Below are 17,753 nucleotides of genomic sequence, written 5' to 3'. Positions count from 1 at the left end.
CGAGCAGCAGCACGGGCAGTACGAGCAGCAGTACGACCAGTACGGTCAGCCGGTGCAGCCGGTGCAGCCCGCGCAGGGGTACCAGCAGCAGGACGACTGGTCCACCGGGCAGTACCAGCAGCAGCAGTACCAGCAGGGTTACTCGCAGCAGGGCGGCTACGGCGGCGGGCAGCAGGAGTCGCCGTACGAGCAGCAGCACGGGCAGTACGAGCAGCAGTACGACCAGTACGGTCAGCCGGTGCAGCCGGTGCAGCCCGCGCAGGGGTACCAGCAGCAGGACGGCTACGGCTACCAGGACCAGTACCAGCAGGTCTACGACCCCTACCAGCAGCAGGCCCAGCAGGCGTACACGACCGCGCAGATGCCGGTGGTGACCGAGCCGGAGCCCGCCGCCCCCGCTCCCGGGGCGCCCGCCGCCGTCCCCGCGCCCGCCCCGGTGCCGCCGCGCCCCCGGACGCCCCGGCCCGCCGCCGCCGAACCCGCCCCGGCCAAGCCCGAGCCGCCGTCCGAGCAGGTCGGCGGAGGGCGCGCCGCCAGGGGCAGGACGCCCAAGGGCGACAAGGACGACTACCCGACGGGCGAGTTCACCTTCGTCGACGAGGAGGCGGAGGAGTCCGAGGACGTCATCGACTGGCTGAAGTTCGCCGAGTCCCGCAGCGAGGTGCGCGCCGAGCGCCGCCGCAAGCTGCGCAACCGGCTGGTCGGCGCCGGCGTGGCACTGGCGCTCGTCGGAGCCGGCGTCGGCGGCTACCTCTGGTTCACCCGCAGCGACCAGCAGAGCGCGGCCGTCGCCGCCGGACCGCGCCAGGTCAACGTCGTGCACCTGCGCGACCTGCAGGGCAAGGTGTCCAGCGCCCTGCTCGTCAACGACGCCGCCGGGAAGAAGGGCACCGTCCTGCTGCTCCCGGACACCCTGCGGCTGCCCGGCCCCGGCGACCCGCCGGTCACCACCATCGGCCAGGCGATGGACAGCGTCGGCGCCTCCGCCACCCGCGACGGCCTGACCACCGTGCTCGGCGCGCCCGTCGCCGGCACCTGGCGGCTGGACACCCCGTACCTGGAACTGCTCGTCGCCCAGCTCGGCGGCGTCCGGGTGGACACCAACGCCGAGACCCACGAGGGCGGCAAGCCGGACGGCAAGGTGCTCTCCGCCGCGGGGAAGAACACCCTGCTGAACGGGAAGGCGGCCGTCGCCTACGCCACCCTGCAGAACCAGGGCGAGAGCCGGGACGCCCAGCTGGCCCGGTTCGGCCAGGTGATGGACGCGGTGGTGCGCACCATGCCGGTCGAGTTCAAGGACGCCAAGGACGACGTGCACCGGATGAACGCGGTGCTCGACCCCTCGCTGCCCGAGGACGCGCTGGCCGGCGTGCTCCTCCAGCTCGCCCAGCTGTCCAGGAACGGGCAGTTCGGCACCACCGCGCTGACCGTGAACCCGGACGGCACGCTGGACGAGGCCACCGCGGGCAAGCAGGTCAAGGAGGTGCTGGGCGGCACCGTCAAGGCCGCCGCCTCCGCCGACGCGCCGGTCCGGGTCTCCGTCCAGGACGCCAGCGGCAACGACCAGGCGGCCGCCGCCGCACAGGTCCAGGTGATCAACGCGGGCCTCACCTTCATCCCCGGCGGGGCCAGGACCGCGCCGCAGCCGGCCAGTGAGATCCGCTACACCGACGACGCCCGGCAGGCCGCCGCGAAGTCGCTGGCGACCAGCCTCAACCTGCCCGAAACGGCGGTGAAGAAGGTCACCGACGCGCAGAACGCGGACCTGGTGGTCGTCCTCGGCAAGGACTACGCGCCGCCGAAGACGCAGTAGGCGCCCGGGTCAGGGCGGGCGGCTCCGGAAAAACGGTTCCGGGGCCGCCGGAGCGACGTGAGATCCTGGAAGGCGATCCCGGCGCCCCGCGCTCCGGGGCGCCCCCAAGCCGCCGAGCCGGAAGAACACCGTGACCGCCACTGACCACAGCCAGGAACTCATCAACGTCGCCGCCCAGGCGGCGGCCGACAAGCTGGCCCACAACATCATCGCGTTCGACGTCAGCGAGGTGCTGTCGATCACCGACGCCTTCCTGATCGCCTCCGCGAACAACGACCGCCAGGTCCGTTCGATCGCCGAGGAGATCGAGGACCAGCTGCGCGAGAAGCTGGACGTCAAGCCGGTCCGCCGCGAGGGCGAGCGCGACGGCCGCTGGATCCTGCTCGACTACCTGGACATCGTGGTGCACGTCCAGCACTCCGAGGAGCGCTCCTTCTACTCGCTCGACCGGCTCTGGAAGGACTGCCCCGAGCTGCCCCTGCCGGAGGACGCCCTGGCCTCCCGCAACCGTCCCGACGCCCACACCGACCAGGCCGGCAACGCCGTCGCCCCGGCCGAGCAGGCCCCCGCGGACGACTTCGGCGCCGAGGACTACAGCTGAGCCGGGACGCGCGGGGCCCGCGCATCGTCTTCTGGCGACACGGCCAGACGTCCTGGAACCTCGAATCGCGGTTCCAGGGCACCACGGACATCGAGCTGACCGGGCAGGGCGTGCTGCAGGCGCAGCGGGCCGCCCGGCTGCTCGCCGGCCTCCGCCCCGACCTGCTGATCTCCTCCGACCTCCAGCGGGCCCGGCGCACCGCCGAGGAGCTGGCCAGGGTCACCGGCCTGGACGTGCAGCACCACGAGGGGCTGCGGGAGACGTACGCGGGCTCCTGGCAGGGGCTCACCAACGCCGAGATCCGGGCCCGGTACCCGGAGGAGTACGAGGCCTGGGCGCAGGGCGAGCCGGTCCGGCGCGGCGGCGGTGAACTCTCCACCGAGGTGGCCGACCGCTCGGTGCCGGTGGTGCTCGACGCGGCCGACAAGCTGCCCGAGAACGGCACACTGGTCGTCGTCAGCCACGGCGGCACCATCCGCACCATGCTGGGGCGGATGCTCGGCCTGGAGCCGGCGCTCTGGGAGTGCTTCGGCGGGCTGTCCAACTGCTGCTGGTCCGTGCTGGGCCGCGGCGCGCGCGGGTGGCGGCTGCTGGAGCACAACGCCGGCACGCTGCCGGAGCCGGTGATCGGCGACGACACCTGAGCGGTGCGCGGAGGGGGCGTGGAGTGGTCTACGGGGAGCGGATTTCGCAGTTCCGGGCCTGACCGGTTAGAGTCTTCCTCGTTCGCACGGAGGAAAACGCGGCCCGGAAGGGAAGCGGGAAATCCGGTGAGTGCGGGGCTGTAGCTCAGTTGGTAGAGCGCTTGCATGGCATGCAAGAGGTCCGGGGTTCAATTCCCCGTAGCTCCACTCCGCACCTGCGGTCCGCGAGGGCCGTGCGTGTCGCGGGGCTGTAGCTCAGTTGGTAGAGCGCTTGCATGGCATGCAAGAGGTCCGGGGTTCAATTCCCCGTAGCTCCACAGACGACGAGAAGGCCGTCACCCACCGGGTGGCGGCCTTCTTGCCGTCCGCTCGGCCAGAGCTCAGCCCGCGCGGTGGTCCGGGCTGAGGTTCGGACTGTTGCCCGGGTTTTGCTCCGGGTGGTCCGGGCGTCGGTCGGGGCAGGCCTCGGAGTGGTCGCAGGGGTTGGCCCAGCCGCCCGGCGGCAGGGTGGCCAGCCGCTCGACCCGCTCGCGGTCCGCGGGGCCGTCCGGTGTGTAGACGACCACGAAGGTCTCGGGCACCCCGGGGATCGTCAGGTACGACGCGTTCAGCCGCAGCACCCCCACGTCCGGGTGCCGGAAGACCTTCAGCGCCGTCCGCTGCGGCGCCACCTCCTGCCGGGCCCACAACTCCCGGAACTCCTCGCTCACCGCGGCCAGCGCCCGGACGTGGTTCTCCCAGGCGGGCTCGCCGAGGTGCTTGCCGTACGCGTTGCGCAGCACCGCCACCATCTGCGGCAGCGCCTCCTCCCGGTTCATGAACGGGTTGCAGCACGCCGGGCTGGTGACCGTGCACCAGAGGCTGTTGAACCACCCGTCGTCCGTCCGCGCCCGGCTCGCCGCGAACAGCGCCTCGTACGGGCCGTTCCAGGCCAGCACGTCGAACCGGGTGTTGGAGACGGCGGCCGGCAGGGGCACCAGCGCGTCCAGGATCACCTGGGTCGACGGGTCCAGGACCGGCGGCTCCGGCTGCACCGGCGGCCGCACCGCGACCTCGGCCAGCCGGAACAGGTGCTCGCGCTCGGTCGCGTCCAACCGCAGCGCCCGGGCCACCGCGGTCACCACCTGCTCGCTGGCGTTGATCGGACGGCCCTGCTCCAGCCACGTGTACCAGGTCACCCCGACCCCGGCGAGCTGGGCGACCTCCTCGCGGCGCAGCCCCGGGGTGCGGCGGCGCAGGCCGGGTGGCAGGCCTACCTCCTCGGGGGCCACCCGGGCCCGGCAGGCGCGCAGGTACCGGGCCAGCTCGCTGCGGCGGCGGTCCCGGCGGCCGGTGCCGGTGGTGGCGGTAGTGGCGGCGGTTTCGGTGGCGGTGGTTTCGGTGGCGGCGGCTTTGGTGACGGTGGTGGCAGTGGCAGTGGCGGCGGTTCGGGAGAGAGCGGGCGGTTCGGCGGGGGCACGTGCGGTCGTGGGCTCGGCGGCGCCGCGTTCGTCCAGGACGGTCATACCCGCCATCGTGCCGCAGCCCGACCGGGCCGGACAGGTGCTGCCAGTACCAGGATCGGCAGGCTCTAACCACCGGTACCGACGGTCGGCGACGCTCGGTCCATGACGGATCTCCAGACCCGGCGCGGCCCGACCGGCGCCGCCCCGCCCGGCACACCGACCGGCGCGGCGCCGGCCGCCCGGCCCCGGCTGCTCCTCGCGCTCGTGCTCTGCGGCCAGTTCATGGCCGTCCTCGACACCGCCATCGTGAACGTCGCGGTGCCGACCATCCGCACCGACCTGGGAGCCTCCGGCGCGGCCCTGCAGTTCGTCGTGGCCGGCTACACCGTCGCCTACGCCGTGCTGCTCATCACCGGCGCCCGGCTCGGCGCCCGGTACGGCTACAGCCGGCTCTTCCAGTACGGCCTGGCCTCCTTCACCGCCGCCTCGCTGGCCTGCGGGCTCGCCCCCGCCACCGGCTGGCTGATCGCCTTCCGGCTCCTCCAGGGCGCCGGCGCGGCCCTGATGGTGCCGCAGGTGATGAGCCTGGTGCAGCGGACCTTCACCGGTCCGGCCCGGACCAGGGCGCTCGGGCTCTACTCGGCCGTGCTGGCCGGGGGACTGGCCGCCGGGCAGGTGCTCGGCGGGGTCCTCGTCAGCGCCGACCTGTTCGGCGCGGGCTGGCGCCCGGTGTTCCTGGTCAACGTGCCGATCGGGCTGCTGCTGCTCGCGGCCGGGGCCCGGCTGCTGCCCGACCTGCCCGGCGACCGCGAGCGCGGCTTCGACGTCCCCGGGCTGGTGGTGCTGGCCGCCGCCCTCGGTCTGCTGGTGGTGCCGCTGGTCCTCGGTCACGAACTCGGCTGGCCGGCCTGGGGCTGGGTGATGCTCGGCGCCAGTGCGGTGCTGCTCGGCCTGTTCGCCGTGGTCGAGCGGCGGATCGCGCGGCGCGGCGGGCAGCCACTGATCTCCGGCCGGGTCCTGGGAGCCGTCGGACTGCTCCCGGCGCTCGGCGGGCTGTTCATGATCATGCTGGCCTTCGCGGGCTTCATGCTCGCCTTCGCCCTGCACCAGCAGTCCGGGCTCCGCTACAGCGCGCTGCACGCCGGGCTCTGCTCGGCTCCGGTCGCGGTCGGCTTCGGGATCGCCAGCCTGCACTGGCAACGGCTGCCCGGTCGGCTGCACGGCGTCCTCCCGATCCTCGGCGCCGGGCTGCTCGCCCCCGGCTACGCGCTGCTCGGCCTGGTGCTGCGCGGCGGCGCGGAGGTCGGGACGGGCCCCCTGCTGCTGACCGCCGTCCTCGGGCTGGTCTCGGGCTGCTCCTACGCGCCGCTGTTCGCCCGGGCGCTGGCCCGGGTCGCCCCGGCGGACGCGGCGGACGCCAGCGGGGTGATGGTCACGGCCATCCAGCTCGGCCAGGTCGCCGGGGTGGCGCTGCTCGGCACGGTGTTCCTCGGCTCGGTCGACCTGCCGGCGCCCGCCCGCGACTCCGGGCACGCGCTGCTGGTCACCACGGTGGTGGCCGGCTCGGGCGTGGCGCTCGCGGCCGTCTTCGCCGCGCGGGTGCGGCGGGCGGCGGCCGGGTAGCCGGGCCGGGCCCCGGCCGGAGCGGGGGAGCGGCCGGGGCCCGGGTAGGGCGGGAGTGGGCGTGGCGGGGGTGGCTGGGCTGGCTCCGTGCGGCCGGGGTCGGGCAGGGTGGCCGGGTGGGGCGGAGGAGCGGTTCGGCCGGGCACCGGGACGCGGGCCCCGTCGGGCGGGCGGGGGCGGCCGTGGCCCGCCGTGAGGCGGCGGTCAGGCCGGGCGGGCGGTGGGCCCGGAGAACGGATTCGTGGAGCACCCCTCCGACCGTGTAAAGTAGTCGATGTCGCCGAGGGAAACGGAACGAAACCCCCGGTGACACTGCAAGTCAAGGGGCTGTAGCTCAGTTGGTAGAGCGCTTGCATGGCATGCAAGAGGTCCGGGGTTCAATTCCCCGTAGCTCCACAGAAGTCGAAGGCCGCCTCCCGATCCGGGAGGCGGCCTTCGGCGTTCCCCGGGGTGGTCGTTGCGGGCATGGCTTTTTCACAAGGCCGGGGCCGGGCGGCCCGGAGGACCGCTACCGTCGGAGCCATGGCGGACCTGGAGCGCAGACGCAACGAGGAACTCGCCCGGATACTGCACCAGCTCGGCTGGAACCCGGAGCGACTGGCCCGCGAGGTCAACCTCACCCTGCCGTCGCGGTTGGCGATCAGCTCCACCGCCCCCTACAAGTGGCGTGACCGGGGCATGGTCCCGCGCAGCCCGCACGACCAGGCCGTCTGCGAGGTGCTCAGCCGCACCCTCGGCATCGCCGTCACCTACGAGCAGCTCTGGGGCCGGATGGGCGGCCACCGGGGCGCCAAGATCCTCTCCCCCCGGCTGCTCACCGACCCGTGGACGGCCGACACGGCGCAGACCGCGCTGCGCGAGGCGGCCGCCGACGCCGGGCCGGTCCGCCTCACCGACCTCTTCCGCGACACCGACCTCGCCGAGGCCGCCCGCCGGCTGGCCACCCCGCCGCCGCCCGTCGCCGGCGGCGACGGCGCACTGCGCATCGACCCCGGCCTGGTCCGCGAACTCGGCCTCGGGTACCGGAGCAAGGTGCGGCTGGAACGCTCCTGCGGAGGCGGCCTCGTCCTCGGCCCGGCCCGCGCCGAACTGGCCATGGTGGCCAAGCTGTTGGAGCTCGGCGCGTACGACGAACAGCTCGGCCGGGCGCTGTACGGCGCAGCGAGCCGACTGGCCGCGCTGGCCGGCTGGGCCGCGTACGACCTCGGTCACGACGCCGCCGCCCAGCGGGCGTTCGCGGCCGCGCTGCGCGCGGCGCACGTGAGCGGTGAACGACGGCAGGGGGTGGCCGTGGTCGGCGGGCTGGTGGTGCTCGCCACCCAGGGTGCGGGCGCCCGGGGGCTGGACGTGACCACCGTGCTGGCGGAGGCGCTGGAGGCGGCCGGTGACGCGCTCGGCCCGGCCGACCGGGCGCTGCACCTCGGGCGGATCGCGCGCGCGTACGGGCGGCGGGGCGAGGGGGCGGCGTTGGCGGAGGCGGCGGGGCAGGCCTTCGCCGAGCTGGGTGCGGGTGCGGGGCGCGTGGGTTCGGGCGCGGGCGCCGGCGCGGGGGCGGGTGGCGTCGAGTGGGTCGGCGGGGCCGATGGGGCCGGCGGGGCCGGCAGGGCTGACAGTGCCGGTGAGGCGCGCGCCGACCTCGCGGGCATGCTCGGGGAGGGGTACCTCTTCCTGGGGGACCACCGGCGTGCCCAGGACCTGCTGGCCGAGGCGGTGGCCGGGCTCGGACCCGGGCGGGCGCGGACCCGCGCGCTGCTGCTGGTCCGGCTGGCCGACTCCCAGCGCCGCACCGGGGACACGGCCGGGGCTGTCGCCACCGCCGACCGGGCCCGGGCGCTGGCGGCCGGCATGCAGTCGGAGCGGGTCGCGCGGGCCCTGCGCGACATCGACGCGGCGTTCCGGACGGCGCTCGCGGCGGCGGTGTCCGAGGTGACGGCGGTGTCCGAGGTGACGGCGGTGCCCGCGGTGCTTGCGGCGGCGGAGGAAGGGCCGACCGCGGAGGAGGCGCCGGTGCCGGTGTCGGCGAGGCCGTCGGGATCGTTGCCGGGGTCCGTGCCGCCGTCACGGTCCCCTTCGTCCACCGGATCTCGCACCGGCACTCCCAGCGGATCTCGCGCCGGATCTCCCACCGGCACCTGATTGCCGGAGGATCGCCCACCGGGTCGGCGTCGGGAACCCCGGCCGGCATGCCGTTCGACCCGGTGCCGCCACCGCCGCGGACCGGACGGCGGGTATTGCCGGGAGGGGCCTTACCCCCTTGCGGTACCCTGAGCCCATGCGAACCGTGCGCCTGCTCCTTAGCCGGCCGCGCTGACCAGGACCGGCCGAGCCCCAGGGCGGAGCCGGAGTCGGCGTGGCGTCCCCTCCTGCGAGGGGCTTTTTTGTTTTCCGCCCGGGTGTCCGCCCGGTATCCGCCCGGGTTTCCCGGCCCGGGCCCCGTCCGCCGTGGCAGGCCCGGCGCGCCGGTTCGCCAACTGACATCGATGGAGCTTGAAGGACCATGAGCGAGACGACCCCTGCGTCCGGCGCGGCCGAGACCGCGACCGAGCCGTTCCGGTACAGCGCCGCCCTGGCGGCGGAGATCGAGTCCCGCTGGCAGGACATCTGGGAGAAGGAGGGGACGTTCCACGCCCCCAACCCGGCCGGTGACCTGGCCGACCCCGCTGCCGGTGACGTCGCCGCGAAGCCGCACAGCTTCATCATGGACATGTTCCCGTACCCCTCGGGTACGGGCCTGCACGTCGGCCACCCGCTGGGCTACATCGCCACCGACGTCTTCGCCCGCTACCAGCGGATGACCGGCCACAACGTCCTGCACACCCTGGGCTACGACGCGTTCGGCCTGCCCGCCGAGCAGCACGCGGTGGCCACCGGCCAGCACCCCCGGATCACCACCGAGGCGGCCATCGGCAACATGCGCCGCCAGCTGCGCCGCCTGGGCCTGGGCCACGACCCGCGTCGCTCGATCTCCACGATCGACCCGGAGTACTACCGCTGGACCCAGTGGATCTTCCTGCAGATCTTCAACTCCTGGTACGACGAGGAGGCCGGCCGGGCCCGCCCGATCGCCGAGCTGATCGCCGGCTTCGAGGACGGCACGCGCGAGGTGCCGGGCGGCCGCACCTGGGCCTCGCTGGACGCCGCCGAGCGCGACGAGGTGCTGGGCGAGTACCGGCTGGCCTACAGCAAGGAGGTGCCGGTCAACTGGTGCCCCGGCCTGGGCACCGTGCTGGCCAACGAGGAGGTCACCGCGGACGGCCGCTCCGAGCGCGGCAACTTCCCGGTGTTCAAGTCCAACCTGCGCCAGTGGATGATGCGGATCACCGCCTACTCGGACCGGCTGATCTCCGACCTGGACCTGCTGGACTGGCCCGAGGCCATCAAGCTGCAGCAGCGCAACTGGATCGGCCGCTCCGAGGGTGCCCGGGTCGACTTCGCCGTCGACACGGCGGCCGGCGACGCCGAGAAGATCACCGTCTTCACCACCCGCCCCGACACCCTGTTCGGCGCCACCTACATGGTGCTGGCCCCCGAGCACGACCTGGTCGACGCGATCGTCCCGGCGTCCTGGCCGGAGGGCACCCGCGCGGAGTGGACCGGCGGCGCCGCCACCCCCGCCGAGGCCGTCGCCGCCTACCGTGCCGCCGCGGCCGCCAAGTCCGACGTCGAGCGCCAGGTCGAGGCGAAGGTCAAGACCGGCGTCTTCACCGGCACCTACGCGGTCAACCCGGTCAGCGGCGAGCCCGTGCCGGTGTTCATCGCCGACTACGTGCTGATGGGCTACGGCACCGGCGCCATCATGGCCGTCCCCGCCCACGACCACCGCGACTTCGCCTTCGCCCGCGCCTTCGAGCTGCCGATGCGCTGCGTCGTCGCCCCGACCGACGGGCGCGGCGAGGACCCGCACGCTTGGGACGACGCGTTCGACACCTACGACTCCGTCATCGTCAACTCGGCACACACGGACGGCACCGAGGACGGCATCTCGCTGGACGGCCTGAGCGTCGTCGACGCCAAGGCCGCCGTCACCGCCTGGCTGGCCGGGCGCGGCATCGGCGAGGGCACCGTCAACTACCGCCTGCGCGACTGGCTGTTCAGCCGCCAGCGGTACTGGGGCGAGCCCTTCCCGATCGTCTACGACGAGGACGGCGTCATGCACGCGCTGCCCGAGTCGATGCTGCCCGTCGAGGTCCCCGAGGTCGACGACTACTCGCCGCACACCTACGACCCGTACGACTCCACCTCCTCGCCGAAGACCCCGCTGTCGCGCAACGAGGACTGGGTCAACGTCGAACTGGACCTGGGCGACGGCGTCCGCAAGTACCGCCGCGAGACCAACACCATGCCCAACTGGGCCGGTTCCTGCTGGTACGAGCTGCGCTACGTCGACCCGACGAACGGCGCGGACGTCGTCGACCCGGCCAACGAGCGGTACTGGCTGGGCGCGACCGAGCAGAAGCCGGGCGGCGGCGCCGACCTGTACGTCGGCGGTGCCGAGCACGCCGTGCTGCACCTGCTGTACGCCCGCTTCTGGCACAAGGTGCTGCACGACCTGGGCCACGTCTCCTCCGTCGAGCCGTTCCACAAGCTGTTCAACCAGGGCATGATCACCGCCGACGTCTACCGCGACGAGCGCGGCTTCCCGGTGCCCGCCGCCGAGGTCGAGGAGCGCGACGGCGCGTACTTCTGGCAGGGCGAGCCGGTCAAGCGCGAGGCCGGCAAGATGGGCAAGTCCCTGAAGAACGCCGTCGCCCCGGACGAGATCGCCGACGAGTACGGCGCCGACACGCTGCGCCTGTACGAGATGTCGATGGGCCCGCTGGACGTCTCCCGCCCGTGGGACACCCGCGCGGTCGTCGGCTCGTACCGCTTCCTGCAGCGGCTGTGGCGCAACATCGTCTCCGAGGCGACCGGCGAGCTGGTCGTCGTCGACGAGCCGGCCGACGAGCCGACCCTGCGCGCGCTGCACAAGGCCATCGACGGCATCCGCGGCGACATGACCGGGCTGCGCTTCAACACGGCCGTCGCCAAGGCGATCGAGCTGAACAACTACCTGGTGAAGCGCGGTTCGACGCCGCGCGAGGTGGCCGATCAGCTGGTGCTGATGGTCGCGCCGCTGGCCCCGCACATCGCCGAGGAGCTGTGGCGCCGGCTGGGCCACGGCGAGTCGCTGGCCCACACCGACTACCCGGTCGCCGACCCGGCGTACGTGGTCGACGAGTCCGTGACCTGCGTCGTGCAGGTCAAGGGCAAGGTCAAGGCCCGGCTGGAGGTCGCGCCGTCGATCTCGGACGCCGAGCTGGAGGCGCTGGCGCTGGCGGACCCGGCGGTCGTCGCGGCGATCGGTGGGGCCGAGGTGCGCAAGGTGATCGCGCGGGCGCCGAAGCTGGTCAACATCGTCACCGGGTGACACCGGAGTGCACCGGGTGAGACCGGGTGACACCGGGTGGGTGATCCCGTTCGGATGATCCCGACCGGGTGACAGCGAGTGACACCGGGTGATGTGGTGATGTGCTGCGGGGCGGGCGTTCCTTCGGGGATGCCCGCCCCTCGGCGTCGGTGGACGCACCGGGTGGGCGCGTGTGCGGGGGTGTGTACGGGGGCGTGCGGGCGCCGGGGTGGGGCGCGGGCCGGGCAGCTGGTGGGCGCCTCGGCGGGGCGCGGGTGGCCCGTGGGCAGGGTGCGCGGGGAGCGGCGCGGCGCTCTCGGGGTGATCCCCGATCTGTCCCTGATCTCGGGCCCGGCGGTCCCGATCGGCCCACTCCCCGGCGGGTCCGGGGGCTACGGTGGAACCCACGGTGGTCCGGCCCGCGTTGGGACCGGTGGGGGCCGGTTCGGCTGGCGGAAGGTGGCTCGTGATGGACGTGCTCGGCGTGATGGTCGGACTGGCTCTGCTGCTCGGCCTCGTGGTGGCGGTGCTCCTCGTGGTCGGCACTGTGAAGGCCGCCCGTGCGGTCGGCGAGAAGATGGAGCGCCAGGAGGCCAAGGCCCGGCGCGCGGTCGAGAACGTCACACTCAGGGCCAAGACCTACGCCCAGACCGGCCCGCAGGGCCAGATCTCGGCCGTCCGGCTGGGTCTGCGGACCTCCCTGAGCGGCACCCGGCAGGTCCTGGAGGGCGGCCTCACGCAGGACGGCCAGCTCACCGAGGCGCTGGCACTGCTGGCCAGGCTCGACACCCACGCGGCCGAGCTCGACGGCGAGCTGCGGATGCTGGAGCGCGAGCCCGACGTCGGCCGGATCGCGGCGAAGCTGCCCGAGCTGCGCGAGCGGGCCGAGCGGATCACGCACTCCGCGGAGACGATGCGCTGGGCGGCGCAGGACCGGATGCACCGGTTCGCGGACGACGAGCTGGGCCGGTTGAGCCAGGAGTGCGAGAACGAGGCCGGGGCGCTGCGGCACTGGGACGGTGCTGCGGGTGGCGCGGGTGGCGCGGGTGGCGCGGGTGGCGCGGGTGGCGCGGGTGGCGCGGGTGCTGCGGGTTCGCGTCCGGGTGCGGCGGGTGGCGGGGCGGGCGCCGCGGGTGGCCCGCGCGACGCCTCGCGTGAGGGGGCGGCCCGGAACGCGCTGCCGGACGGGACGGGCGGTCGGCCGAGCGCGGAGGAGCTGCTGGGCCTCACCGACCCGCTGGCGAAGCTGGCGAACCGGCTGCGGAAGCCGACGGCCGGGCCCACGGCGGGCTGACCGGCCTCCGGTCCCCGGTCGCTGTCGCCCCGGCCACGTGGGGAGTAACCTCCGCCTCATGCCCGCCGACCTCGCACTCGTCACCGACTCCACGGCCTACCTGCCCCAGGAGGCCGTCGACCGGCACGGGATCACGGTGGTCCCGCTGAGCGTCGCGGTCGGTGACGAGGTGCTCGCGGAGGGGGTCGAGATCTCCCCCAAGGACGTCGCCGAGGCGCTTCGGGGCAAGCACCGGGTGACCACCTCCCGGCCCAGCCCCGAGTCGTTCGCCGCCGCCTACCGGGCGGCCGCCGAGGCGGGCGCGTGCGGCATCGTCTCGGTCCACATCTCCGGTGAACTCTCCGGGACGGCGGAGGCGGCCAGGATGGCGGCCGCCGAGTCGCCCGTTCCGGTCCGGGTGGTGGACAGCAGGCTGGTGGGGATGGCGCTCGGGTACGGGGTCCTGGCGGCCGCCGAAGCGATCGCGGCCGGGCGGGGGCTGGACGAGGCCGCCGAGGCCGCCACCCGGCGGACGGCGGTGAGCAGCGGCTTCTTCTACGTCGACACCCTGGAGTACCTCCGCCGGGGTGGGCGGATCGGCGCCGCGCGGGCACTGCTCGGTTCGGCGCTGGCGGTCAAGCCGCTGCTGCACCTGGACGGCGGCCGGATCGAGCCCCTGGAGAAGGTCCGGACGGCGTCCAGGGCGATCGCCCGGCTGGAGGAGATCGCGGTCGAGCGGGCGGGGGAGCTGGAGGTCGACATCGCCGTCCACCACCTCGCGGCGGAGGACCGGGCCGAGCCGCTCGCGGAGCGCCTGCGGGGGCGGGTGCCGGGGCTGCGCGACCTGTACGTCGCCGAGGTCGGCGCGGTGATCGGTGCGCACGTCGGGCCGGGGCTGCTGGCCGTGGTGGTGTCGCCGCGCTGAGCCGGGACGAGGGGCCGAACCGGGGGCGGGGTCGGGGTCGGGGTCCGTTGAGCTGGTTTCCGTCAATGCGAGGGCAGTCGACTCCCTCCTCGGGGTGAGTCTTTTTGTCCACAGACCCTGGGTTTTCCACAGGGTTTCGGCATTTTCCGCGTACCCCCGCAGCGACTCCTACCGTGCTCCGCATGACGAGCATGCGCATCGGCGCGGCAAGGCGCCGACGGATCCAGCACATCACCGAGACCGCGGGCCTGCGGATGGCGGCACTGCTGCCGTACAGCGACGGGCTGCCCGGCGAGCCGTCGGTGTACGAGGAGCCCGTGGACCGGCGGGCGGTGGGGGAGCGGCCGGCGAGCGGTCGGTCCCTGGCCGGCGGTGAGCCGGTGGGGGCCGGGCCTCCCCGCGGTCGGCCCGATGCGCCGCCCGAAGGACTGCCCGAGGTGCTGCCCGAAGTGCCGGCCGACCTCTCGGCACCCGTTGACCCGCCCGGCGGCCCGCCCGACCTCTCGGCTGGTATCCCGCCTGGCATCCCGTCCGCCGGCTCAAATGTCGGTCCGCCGACCGGGTCAGCGGCTGGCGGTGCGGGTGCGGGTGTCGGGGCGGGTGCCGGGGCCGAGCCGGAGCGGGTGCACCCGTGGGCGGGCATGCTGCCGGCCCTCGACCGGCGGGCGGTGGTGGGGCTGCTCGTCCTGCTGCTGCTCGCCGTGGGCTACGGCGTCCAGCACTTCTGGCTGGCCAGGCCGCAACCGGTCGAGGTGCCGGCGGTCGCGGTCGCGTCGGCGGACCAGGCCGCCCCGGCACCGGGCCTGCCTGGGACCGAGACCGGCGCCGCTGCCCAGCCCGGGGCGGGTGCTCCGGGCAGCGCTACCGAGCTGGGCACCGGCGCGGAACCGTCCGCCTTCGTGGTGGTCGACATCGGCGGGCGGGTCCACTCGCCGGGCGTGCACACCCTGCCCGGCGGCTCGCGGGTCGCGGACGCCCTGCGGGTGGCCGGCGGCCCACTGCCGGAGACGGACACCAGGAACCTCAACCTGGCGCGCGTACTGACGGACGGTGAGCAGATCCTCGTCGGCGAGTCCGGCCTCCAGCCGGCCGCCGGGGCGGGAGCCGGACCACCGCCGGCCGGCACGGCCAAGCAGCCCGTCAGCCTGAACCGCGCCACCCTCGAACAGCTCGACACGCTTCCGGGCGTCGGCCCGACCCTCGCCCAGCGCATCATCGCCTTCCGCACCTCGCACGGCGGCTCGTTCCGCTCGCTCGACCAGCTCCGGCAGGTGAGCGGGATCGGGGAACGGACCTATTCGGAGATCAGACCACTGCTCATCCTCTGACGGCCGACCGCGCCGCCCGCTGCACCGCCCGCTGCACCGTCTCCCGCACCCACCCGCGCCCGAAAAGGAGGTGCCGTCATCGCCACCGCCGTCCTCACTCCCGCCGCGAGGAAGAACCCGCCGTCCCCCGCAGCCCGTCCGAACGACTTCCGCCTGCTCCTTCCCGCAGTCTCCGCGTGGGCGGTCACGGCAGCGGTCCTCGGGGTGGGCCCCGGGCACGGCACCGCCCTCACCTCGGCTGCAGCAGCGGCGGCCCTCCTCGGGCTCGTCCTGCTGGTCCGCGGCCGGGGTACCGACCACCGCCGCGCCGCCGTCCTGACGTCGGCCGCCGTGCTGCTGACCGGAGCGGCCGCCGCGGCCGCCACCCTCCTGCACACCGCCGACCTGCACCGCGGGCCGCTGCCCGAGCTGGCCCGGGCCGCCCTTCCCGCCCCGGTGGTCGGCGTCGAACTGACCGTCACCGGCGATCCCCGCACGCACACCTCGCGGGCCGGAGGGTCGGGTGCCGGGCAACGGCTGCTCACCGTGGACGCCGTGGCGGACCGGGTCGTCGTTCCGGACGGGTTCCTCCCCGCACCCGGCGCGCACACGGTCCGCACTCGGACTCCGGTCACGGTGATGGTCAGGGAAGGCGCGACGGCTCCCTGGGAGCGGGTGCTGCCCTCGACCAGGCTGGCCGTCGAGGCGACGGTCCGCCCGGCGGGGGAGCGCGACGTCGAGTCGGCGGCACTGCTGATCGTGCGCGGCGAGCCGAGACAGCTGGCGCCACCGAGCCTGCCGCAGCGCATCGCCGGCCGCCTGCGGTCAGGGCTGCGCGAAGCCACCGACCACCTTCCGCCGGACGCGCGCGGGCTGCTGCCAGGCCTGGTCGTGGGCGACACGTCGCGTCTTCCGGACGACCTCCGGGAGGCGTTCCGGGGCACCGACCTGGCCCACCTGGTCGCGGTCAGCGGGGCCAACCTCGCGATCGTGCTGGGCGTGCTGCTGGGCGCCCCGGGCCAGGCAGGAACCGCCGAACGGCGGGGCCTGGCAGCCCTGTTCGGGATTCCGCTGCGCACCACCGCGTTGCTCGGGGCCGCCGTCACACTGGCCTTCGTCACGGTCTGCCGCCCCGAGCCGAGCGTGCTCAGAGCGGCGGGGACCGGGCTGATCGGGCTCCTGGCGCTGGCGACCGGCCGCCCCCGCCAGGCGGTGCCGGCCCTCGCGGGCACCGCCCTGCTCCTGATCCTCCTCGATCCCCAGCTGGCCCGGTCCTACGGCTTCCTGCTCTCGGTGCTCGCCACCAGCGGCCTGGTGATCCTCGGCCCGCGCTGGGCGGCCGCCTTGCGGGCGCGCGGCTGGCCGCACCGCCTCGCGGGCGCCGTCGGGGCGACGGCTGCGGCCCAGGCGCTCTGCGCGCCGGTGACGGTGGTGCTCTCCGGGCACGTCAGCCTGGTCGGCATCCCGTGCAACCTGTTGGCCGAGCTGGCGGTGGCCCCGGCGACCCTGCTCGGGTTCACGGTCCTCGCGGTCGATCCGCTCTCCCCGGCCCTCGCCAGGCTGCTGGCCGAGCCGGCCGCCGTTCCGGCCGGCTGGCTGGCGGCGGTGGCCAGGTACGGCGCCGAGCTGCCGGGTGCCCGGCTGTCCTGGCCGGGCGGGCTGTTCGGCACGGTGACCCTCGCCGTGGGGACGGTCGCGCTCTGCTGGACGGTTCCGCTGCTGCTGCCCCGGCCCGCCGACCGGATCGGCCGGCGGGCGCCGCGCGGCTGGGTCCGACCGGTGGTGGCGGGCGTCCTCCTGCTCGTCCTGCTCACCGTGCTGCTCCGGCCGCCGCTGCTCGCCAGGGTCGCGACGGGCTGGCCGCCCCCGGACTGGCGGCTGGTCATGTGCGACGTGGGGCAGGGGGACATGCTGGTGCTGCCCGTCACCGGGGAGGGCGGCGACCCGCCGGACAGCGCCGTGGTGGTGGACGCCGGGCCCGACCCCCGGGCGGCCGACCGGTGCCTGCGCGACCTCGGCATCACCCGGGTACCGCTGTTCCTGGCGACCCACTTCCACGCCGATCACGTCGAGGGGCTGCCGGGTGTGCTGCGGAGCCGGCGGGTCGGGGCGGTCGAGGGGACGGTACTGGACGATCCGCCGGGTGAGGCCGCCCGGGTGGCGGGCTGGGCGTCGGCGGCCGGGGTGCCGCTGCTGCGCGCACGGCTCGGCGAGCGCCGGTCCGCGGGCCCCGGGGTGTCGTGGGAGGTGCTGTGGCCGGACGACGCGGAACAGACGGTGGCGTCGGGTGCGAACAACGCGAGTGTCGCGGTGCTGGTGACGTTGGCGGGCGGGCTGCGGCTGGCCCTGTTGGGCGATCTGGAGCCGCCGGCCCAGGAGGCGTTGCTGGGCCGGCTGGGTGCGGCTGGAGGTGCGGCGCGGGTGGATGTGCTGAAGGTGGCCCATCACGGCTCGGCCCATCAGGACTGGCCGCTGGCCGCGGCGTTGAGTCCGAGGCTGGCCCTGATCTCCTGCGGCGCCGGCAACCCGTACGGTCACCCGTCGCCTCGGACGGTGGACCGGTTGCGGTCCCTGGGTGCCACGGTGCTGCGGACGGACCGTGCCGGTGACATCGCGGTGACGGGGGACTCCCCGGCCCACCTGGGCGCGGTCGTCCACTCGCAGGGCCCGCACACCACCCACGGGCGGCGCGCCCCGCCGGGGTGACCCCCGAGAACCACCCTCCTCCCCCACCGA

At 74.8% G+C, this 17,753-nt stretch carries 11 protein-coding genes and 3 tRNA genes; 13 read left to right on the top strand and 1 reads right to left on the bottom strand.

The window, feature by feature from the left end; genetic code table 11:
• From AC067J_RS03405 to AC067J_RS03385, 5 genes are all read left to right on the top strand, one after another.
• Nucleotides 1–1,813 (top strand): LCP family protein (locus AC067J_RS03405; protein WP_478296266.1); only part of this gene is annotated, 1,813 nt, incomplete at its 5' end.
• Between the two features lie 130 nt (nt 1,814–1,943).
• Nucleotides 1,944–2,414, top strand: a complete 471-nt coding sequence (gene rsfS, locus AC067J_RS03400) for a ribosome silencing factor (protein WP_478296265.1) — start codon at nt 1,944–1,946, stop codon at nt 2,412–2,414.
• Entirely contained in the window at nt 2,411–3,058 is a 648-nt protein-coding gene (locus AC067J_RS03395; protein ID WP_478296363.1) for a histidine phosphatase family protein, read from the top strand. The genes rsfS and AC067J_RS03395 overlap by 4 nt, the downstream gene beginning before the upstream one ends.
• Nucleotides 3,059–3,192: 134 nt before the next feature.
• Nucleotides 3,193–3,265: transfer RNA gene (locus AC067J_RS03390), tRNA-Ala, on the top strand.
• 37 nt (nt 3,266–3,302) lie between these two features.
• Nucleotides 3,303–3,375: transfer RNA gene (locus AC067J_RS03385), tRNA-Ala, on the top strand.
• Between the two features lie 63 nt (nt 3,376–3,438).
• On the opposite strand, the gene AC067J_RS03380 is transcribed toward AC067J_RS03385, so the two are convergent.
• The gene (locus AC067J_RS03380; protein WP_478296263.1) at nt 3,439–4,563 is read right to left on the bottom strand and encodes a helix-turn-helix transcriptional regulator; all 1,125 of its coding nucleotides are present in this window, start codon (nt 4,561–4,563) and stop codon (nt 3,439–3,441) included.
• A 102-nt stretch (nt 4,564–4,665) separates the two neighbouring features.
• Here AC067J_RS03380 and AC067J_RS03375 point away from each other — a divergent pair, with 102 nt between their 5' ends.
• The 8 genes from AC067J_RS03375 to AC067J_RS03340 all read left to right on the top strand — a co-directional run bounded on the left by AC067J_RS03375 (nt 4,666) and on the right by AC067J_RS03340 (nt 17,723).
• On the top strand, nt 4,666–6,126 hold the full coding sequence (locus tag AC067J_RS03375) for an MFS transporter (protein ID WP_478296261.1): 1,461 nt from the start codon (nt 4,666–4,668) through the stop codon (nt 6,124–6,126).
• Between the two features lie 323 nt (nt 6,127–6,449).
• Nucleotides 6,450–6,522: transfer RNA gene (locus AC067J_RS03370), tRNA-Ala, on the top strand.
• A gap of 126 nt (nt 6,523–6,648) precedes the next feature.
• On the top strand, nt 6,649–8,262 hold the full coding sequence (locus AC067J_RS03365) for a hypothetical protein (RefSeq protein WP_478296260.1): 1,614 nt from the start codon (nt 6,649–6,651) through the stop codon (nt 8,260–8,262).
• Nucleotides 8,263–8,623: 361 nt separating this feature from the next.
• The gene (leuS, locus tag AC067J_RS03360) at nt 8,624–11,533 is read left to right on the top strand and encodes a leucine--tRNA ligase (RefSeq protein ID WP_478296259.1); all 2,910 of its coding nucleotides are present in this window, start codon (nt 8,624–8,626) and stop codon (nt 11,531–11,533) included.
• Between the two features lie 448 nt (nt 11,534–11,981).
• On the top strand, nt 11,982–12,806 hold the full coding sequence (locus AC067J_RS03355) for a hypothetical protein (protein WP_478296258.1): 825 nt from the start codon (nt 11,982–11,984) through the stop codon (nt 12,804–12,806).
• A 58-nt stretch (nt 12,807–12,864) separates the two neighbouring features.
• Nucleotides 12,865–13,710: a DegV family protein gene (locus tag AC067J_RS03350; protein ID WP_478296257.1), complete on the top strand. Its 846-nt coding sequence runs from the start codon at nt 12,865–12,867 to the stop codon at nt 13,708–13,710.
• 182 nt (nt 13,711–13,892) lie between these two features.
• On the top strand, nt 13,893–15,038 hold the full coding sequence (locus tag AC067J_RS03345; protein WP_478296255.1) for a ComEA family DNA-binding protein: 1,146 nt from the start codon (nt 13,893–13,895) through the stop codon (nt 15,036–15,038).
• Nucleotides 15,039–15,242: 204 nt separating this feature from the next.
• Complete coding sequence (locus AC067J_RS03340; RefSeq protein WP_478296254.1) at nt 15,243–17,723, top strand: ComEC/Rec2 family competence protein; 2,481 nt, start codon at nt 15,243–15,245, stop codon at nt 17,721–17,723.
• Nucleotides 17,724–17,753 lie beyond the last annotated feature (30 nt).

It is taken from the genome of Kitasatospora sp. NPDC042419, from assembly GCF_056437345.1.
This window is presented reverse-complemented; position numbering and strand designations above follow the sequence as displayed.